7 protein-coding genes are annotated in these 6,033 nt (G+C 37.6%); all 7 read left to right on the top strand.

The window, feature by feature from the left end; translation table 11 throughout:
• The first annotated feature begins 367 nt into the window (after positions 1 to 367).
• Positions 368 to 1,363 carry a glutaminase gene (locus IEX29_RS25595; RefSeq protein ID WP_188738563.1) on the top strand — a complete coding sequence of 332 codons (996 nt, stop codon included), beginning with the start codon at positions 368 to 370 and terminating at the stop codon, positions 1,361 to 1,363.
• A gap of 193 nt (positions 1,364 to 1,556) precedes the next feature.
• Entirely contained in the window at positions 1,557 to 2,024 is a 468-nt protein-coding gene (locus IEX29_RS25590; RefSeq protein WP_308423675.1) for a low molecular weight protein-tyrosine-phosphatase, read from the top strand.
• A 13-nt stretch (positions 2,025 to 2,037) separates the two neighbouring features.
• The gene (locus tag IEX29_RS25585; RefSeq protein WP_188738559.1) at positions 2,038 to 2,334 is read left to right on the top strand and encodes a YtxH domain-containing protein; all 297 of its coding nucleotides are present in this window, start codon (positions 2,038 to 2,040) and stop codon (positions 2,332 to 2,334) included.
• A gap of 164 nt (positions 2,335 to 2,498) precedes the next feature.
• The gene (locus tag IEX29_RS25580) at positions 2,499 to 3,314 is read left to right on the top strand and encodes a YihY/virulence factor BrkB family protein (protein ID WP_188738572.1); all 816 of its coding nucleotides are present in this window, start codon (positions 2,499 to 2,501) and stop codon (positions 3,312 to 3,314) included.
• Between the two features lie 190 nt (positions 3,315 to 3,504).
• Complete coding sequence (locus tag IEX29_RS25575) at positions 3,505 to 4,368, top strand: transporter substrate-binding domain-containing protein (protein WP_229720396.1); 864 nt, start codon at positions 3,505 to 3,507, stop codon at positions 4,366 to 4,368.
• A 9-nt stretch (positions 4,369 to 4,377) separates the two neighbouring features.
• Positions 4,378 to 5,064: an amino acid ABC transporter permease gene (locus tag IEX29_RS25570; protein WP_188738557.1), complete on the top strand. Its 687-nt coding sequence runs from the start codon at positions 4,378 to 4,380 to the stop codon at positions 5,062 to 5,064.
• A 196-nt stretch (positions 5,065 to 5,260) separates the two neighbouring features.
• A complete protein-coding gene (locus tag IEX29_RS25565) occupies positions 5,261 to 6,001 on the top strand; it encodes a YfkD famly protein (protein WP_229720397.1) in 741 nt (246 codons plus the stop codon).
• Positions 6,002 to 6,033: the final 32 nt, after the last annotated feature.

The raw sequence follows: 6,033 nt of genomic DNA, 5'->3' as shown, positions 1-6,033 counted from the left end.
GGGAACAGGGCGAGCTGAAGATCCACTTGAAAAGCGGGTTTCTTTTCAAGTTAGCTGAAGCCGTCCCCATGGAAAGCGGAGTGGTTGGCCGGAGCGGAAGCTATATACAATTTTCATTTCAATAGGAGGATGATTTAACAACATGCAGGCAGGATAATGAAGAACATGTTTATCTTGGAACAGGAAGGTATAGAAGCTTACTCTCACGTACGAAAGTTGGTTTTTAAATAGTATTATTTCTTTTTAAAACACAAATAATTAATATTAAGTATGTTAATGGGTAAATAATTGTTATACGGGGTATAGTTCATATAAGGATGTTCATGATTTTATCTGTACTATTATAATAGAAGCGGGGTGTCAATACATGGTACAAGGATATGTAAATTTAAATACAGAAAAAAATAAACAGTGGCTTCAGGAATATGTAGATAATTGGGTGGCTTTTTTTAAGAAACAGACAGACACGGGAAAAGTCGCTGATTACATACCGAAGTTAGAGGAAGCAGATCCAGATGCTTTAGGTATTACGATTATCGGTAAGGAAGGGATGCAAATCCGATCAGGAGACCTAGACTATTCCTTCTCCATTCAAAGTATATCCAAGGTTCTCAGCTTTATTGTTGCGTGTATTGACAGGGGGATAACCTATGTTTTGCAGCGTGTGGATGTAGAGCCGACTGGAGAAGCATTTAATTCTATTATGCATTTGCAGATTAATAATCCAAAACGCCCCTTTAATCCTTTGGTAAATTCTGGAGCGATTACAGTATCTTCTTTATTAAATGGGAATACATCAGATGAAAAGCTGGAGCCATTATTTAACTTAATGGAAAAAATAATTGGCTACAGACCAGAAATTGATGTAGATGTTTATGTGTCTGAGCGGGATACGTCGATGCGAAACCGGGCTATTGGTTACTACCTGCTGGAAGAAGGCTATTTGGAATCAGATTTGGGAGTAACGCTGGAAACTTATTTTAAACAATGCTCGATTAATATTACGACCGATGATTTGGCCCGCATCGGACTGGTACTTTCAAACGATGGGGTTCATCCTGATACTGAAGAAACGATTATCCCTAAGAATGTAGCTCGAATTGCCAAATCTTTGATGTTAACATGTGGTATGTACGACGCTTCCGGGAAATTTGCTTCCTATGTCGGTATTCCTGCAAAAAGTGGTGTTTCTGGAGGTATTTTAGCAGTCGTACCGCCAAGGGTTCGTGATAATGACTTGCCCTTTTTAGCTGGCTGCGGTATTGGTGTGTTTGGGCCGGCATTGGATAAGCAGGGAAATAGTGTTGCAGGAATTAAATTGCTTCGTCATATTGCGAACAGCTGGGATATGAGCGTGTTTTAAGGGCTGTATCTTTTCGACAAAAATGGAAGCAGGATAACAACTTTCTACAATTAACTCTTTGCTTATCGGGCTAAGTTGCTTATAATAGAGTTACAGCAAAACACCCTAAACTTATTATATACTGTTTAGGGTGTTAATTGGGAAGAGCTTATTTTTTAAGCCGACGCGAAACGAATGGGGTGAATAGCGATTGGTGCGTGTATTATTTGTTTGTTTAGGTAATATTTGCCGTTCCCCGATGGCAGAAGCGATATTTAGGGATCTTGTAAAGAAAGAGCAGCTGGAGGATAGTGTGCAGATTGATTCTTGCGGGACAGGAGATTGGCATCTCGGACAATCACCCCACCCGGGTACAAAGGAAATACTTGACCAGCAAGGCATTTCCTATGATGGAATGGAATCAAGACTGCTTACAGCAGATGATTTTAATCAGTTTGATTATCTGGTTGCAATGGATCAGAATAATTATAATACGCTTATCGGGTCTAACAATCGTGAAGGAACAGCGATTGTGAAATTAATGGAGTTTGTGGAAGACATAGAAGAAGACGATATTCCTGATCCATACTACACAGGAGATTTCGGACAGACGTACCGGTTAATTTCAGATGGCTGTCACGGATTACTTCAATTTTTAAAAGAAAAGCATCATTTAATTTAAAGGAGAGATACTAATGGGAAAACGTAAAATTATTTTAGGTGTCGTTGCAGGAGCAGTTATAGGAGGGGCAGCATCATTATTAGATAAAGAAGCACGCAGCTATGCCTGTGGAAAAGTAAAAGATATGAAAGCTGCATCATCTTATTATATCAGCAATCCCTCCGAAGCAGTTCAAGGCCTGCAAAAAACAGTGGATAAGGTGAATAATGTTTTTGAAAGCGGATCTTCTAATGCTATGAATGCTTTAGAGCAAGTGGAGCAAACATTAGATAAAGTTACGAATAAATATTCCGGTAAAGCAATAGATTAATACAGGATGTTCAAAACTAAGGGACACTGGAAGGATAAAAATGTAAAAAATAAAATGTTACCTTTATTCGTATGGAGGTAAGATTTTAGTTTCTCCCTTCTCCTTTTTTGAACAAGCTATTAAAAAAAGAAAGTTCAAAAAGTGAGAAGGGCAGGTGGATCAGCATTCGAAACCTTCAGATTATAGGCAAGGATTTTTGGAGACGTTATGGAGAAGTCGAGGTGTTTGGGTTAGCAGCTCAGCTTTCTTATTTCTTTATTTTGTCTTTGTTTCCATTTTTGATTTTCTTACTTAATTTAATTCCATACCTGCCGATTGATTTGGATTTAGTTTTGGAAACGATTGGAGATTTTGCACCTGAGCAGGTGACGAGTCTGATTACAACGAATCTGGAATTATTAACTGTTCAAAACAGCGGCCTGCTTTCCATCAGTATAATTGGAACATTATGGGCCGCTTCAAATGGTGTCAATGCAATCACAAGAGCATTTAACCATGCTTACGGGATAAAGACAGACCGCTCTTTTCTGATTTCACGGCTTGTAGCGATGATACTTACAATAGGTATGATTTTAATAATTATTTTAGCCTTACTGCTGCCGGTTTTTGGAAAAATGATTGGTACATACCTTTTTTCCTGGATTGGTTTCACGGACACTTTTTTAGCAGTATGGGGAACCTTGCGATGGGTAGCGTCATCACTTATCTTTTTTATCGTACTGCTCTTTTTGTATAAGCTTGCACCAAATCGGAGGCTCAAATTTTCACAGGTGGTCTGGGGTACAGCATTTGCAACACTTGCCTGGCAGCTGGTCTCCTGGGGATTTTCCTTTTATGTGCATAACTTAGGGAATTTTTCAGCCACTTATGGCAGCTTAGGTACAATCATTATTTTGTTAATCTGGTTCTATTTATTTGGAATTATTATTATTACCGGCGGCATCCTAAATGCAACGATTCTAAATCAGAAAAAAATTTAAAAATGAAACGGCAAAGCTATCTCGCCGTTTCATTTTTTATAGAAAGAAATAAATCATTAAGTAAACGTTTTTTTGATTGTATTAATATATAATTTAAATTTTATTATACAGATTAACAAAAAGTTTCCATATAAGCCTTTCTTTGTTATACTATTTCTGTATAAAAAGTATAATACAGGGAGGTTTTACGGTGAGAAAGAACTTATTTATTTTTAGTTTTATGCTTGTCGCAGTATTTTTATTGACTGCTTGCGGTGAAGGGGAAAATGACAACAAAGATAATGCCGAAGCAGAGGATAAGCATTGGAAAGAAATTCAGGGAAAAGGCGAAATTGTGGCCGGCACTTCTGGAACTCTGATTGGTGCATCCTATTACGATGAGAACGATGAGTTAACAGGCTATACTGTGGAAATCATGAGAGAAGTTGGAAAACGTTTAGATTTAGAGGTTAAATTTGAAATAATGGGAGCGGATGATTTAGCTACTGCGATTAATAGCGGCAGAATTGATGTTGGAGCTAATGATGCAACGATAACAGAAAAAAACCAGGAGAAATTTAGATTTTCTGAACCATATAAATACTCTTATATTGTGGCAGCAGTAAGAGAATCGGATAATTCAGGTATAGAAACACTTGATGATTTAGAAGGAAAAAAAGCAGGTGGAGCAGCTACGACTATTTATAGTCAAATTGCAGAGCATTTTGGAGCGGAGGTTGTAACGTATGGAAACGCTCCAAATGAAGCCTATCTGAGTGATATAAGTACAGGAAGAACAGATTTGGTATTAAATGATTATTATTTAACTAAATTTGGTGTTGCAGCATTTCCTGATTTTGATTTACATCTGCATCCTACATTGAAATTTAATCCGACCAAGCAGGCGATTATGATGCCGAAGGATGCAAGTAAGCTTCAGGAAGAAATTAACGGTGCTTTAAACAGTATGCGTGAAGACGGTACATTAAGCGAATTGGCAAAAGAATTTTATGAAGAAGATGCTTCCAAGGAACCGGATGTAGAAGTTGAAATTGTAGAAGGTCTGGATTTTTAGAGGCTTCCAATGAACATATCAGATGTGAATTTTGGAGGATTCTTTGATGTTCAATTAGCCTGTGAGAACTTGCCGTTTGTACTGGGAGGACTTCCCATCACCTTGCTTATTTCCATTGGAAGTATGCTTATTGGACTTATTTTAGGACTGCTGTTAGCTTTGGCAAGAAGCTCTAAATATGGATTATTGAGATGGCCGGCACGGCTGTATATATCGTTTATGCGGGGAACACCAATTATCGTATTTTTATATATTCTGTATCTGGGCTTGCCTTCAGCGGGTATTCAGCTTGTAGCTGTTCATGCAGCAATTATTGGGCTGGGTTTGAATAGTGCCGCCTATATTGCAGAAATTGACAGATCCGCATTAAATAGTGTGGAGAAGGGCCAATGGGAATCGTCACGGGCGCTGAATATGCCTTATTGGCTGACTTTGCGTAAAATTATTTTGCCTCAAGCTACCCGAATTGCAATTCCGCCTTTAACGAATGTCTTTATGGATATTGTGAAGGCGACTTCTTTAACAGCAGTGATAACAGTCCCGGAGCTGTTTCAAAAAGCACAAATTGTTGCTGGGAGAGAATTTGATGCAATGACCATGTATATATTAGTGGCACTTATCTATTGGCCGGTGTGTATATTGATTGGCATGCTGCAGGAAAGTTTGGAGAAAAGATATAGTGCATTTATAAAATAAATATAGTGAATGAAAAGAGATGTCTTTTAAAATTAAAAGGATGTCTCTTTTCAATTGCCAAAAAGTTTCAAGGCATCTGGTGCATAGTTTTCCTCCTTTCTGAAAAAAATAAACAAAAAGAAAGGAAGGTACGGAAATGAAAAAATGCAATCGTGTCTATTTTTTTATGCTGCTTTTATGTTTAACGTGGTTGTTGATGCCGATGAACAGCTTTGCTGAAGAAATAAAAGAGAAAAAGGAATCTGATATACCTAGTCATGTATTAGATGTATCCAAAGAAAACACATTCCCAAATTCAACGGAAGACCAGGAAATTATTGAGGCGAGTGATTTAACAAAAGAGTTAATTCAGGGTGTCAATATACCAATTGAAAATCCGGAGCTGATCAAGATTTTAAATGAAAGCAATATTAAACCTTCTCCAATTGCAATTGGCTACCGCGGTATGGTTTATCTGGGAAGATGGCCGATAAATTATCAATCCAGTGAATCGAATGTGAACTGGGAATATCAGCTGATTAATAAAAATGAAATGAATAATGTCGGTGGTGACCAGGCGCAGGAAATGAGTTATTACCAACAGGAGCAAAAAGAAGTAAAAGGGGCTCTCACAAGTAAGATAAGTGATCCGGAACAAGTAAAAACAATGATGTTATTAAAGGCAAGCGAAAAAACAAAGCTTCCTCTTTCTTATCAAACCGTCATTGGACATAATACAAAGCTGACAAATTCGTATAACATCCCGGTTCAGAAGCACGGAATACTGGATGCCTATGCTCCTGCAGTTAACGAAAAAGGACAGGTAACATTTGGGGAAGTATATATTGAATTAAAAGGCTCCAATAAAACCATCCAAATTAAAAATGTAACAAAACAAGGAATTGGTGCCTGGATACCTGTACAGGATTATTTGTCCTTCTCCTTTAAAGTTAAATAAAGATGAAAAGTATAAAGGCCTAATAAATGGAT

The organism is Oceanobacillus neutriphilus (genome assembly GCF_014645515.1).
GTDB lineage: Bacteria > Bacillota > Bacilli > Bacillales > Amphibacillaceae > Oceanobacillus > Oceanobacillus neutriphilus.
This window is presented reverse-complemented; position numbering and strand designations above follow the sequence as displayed.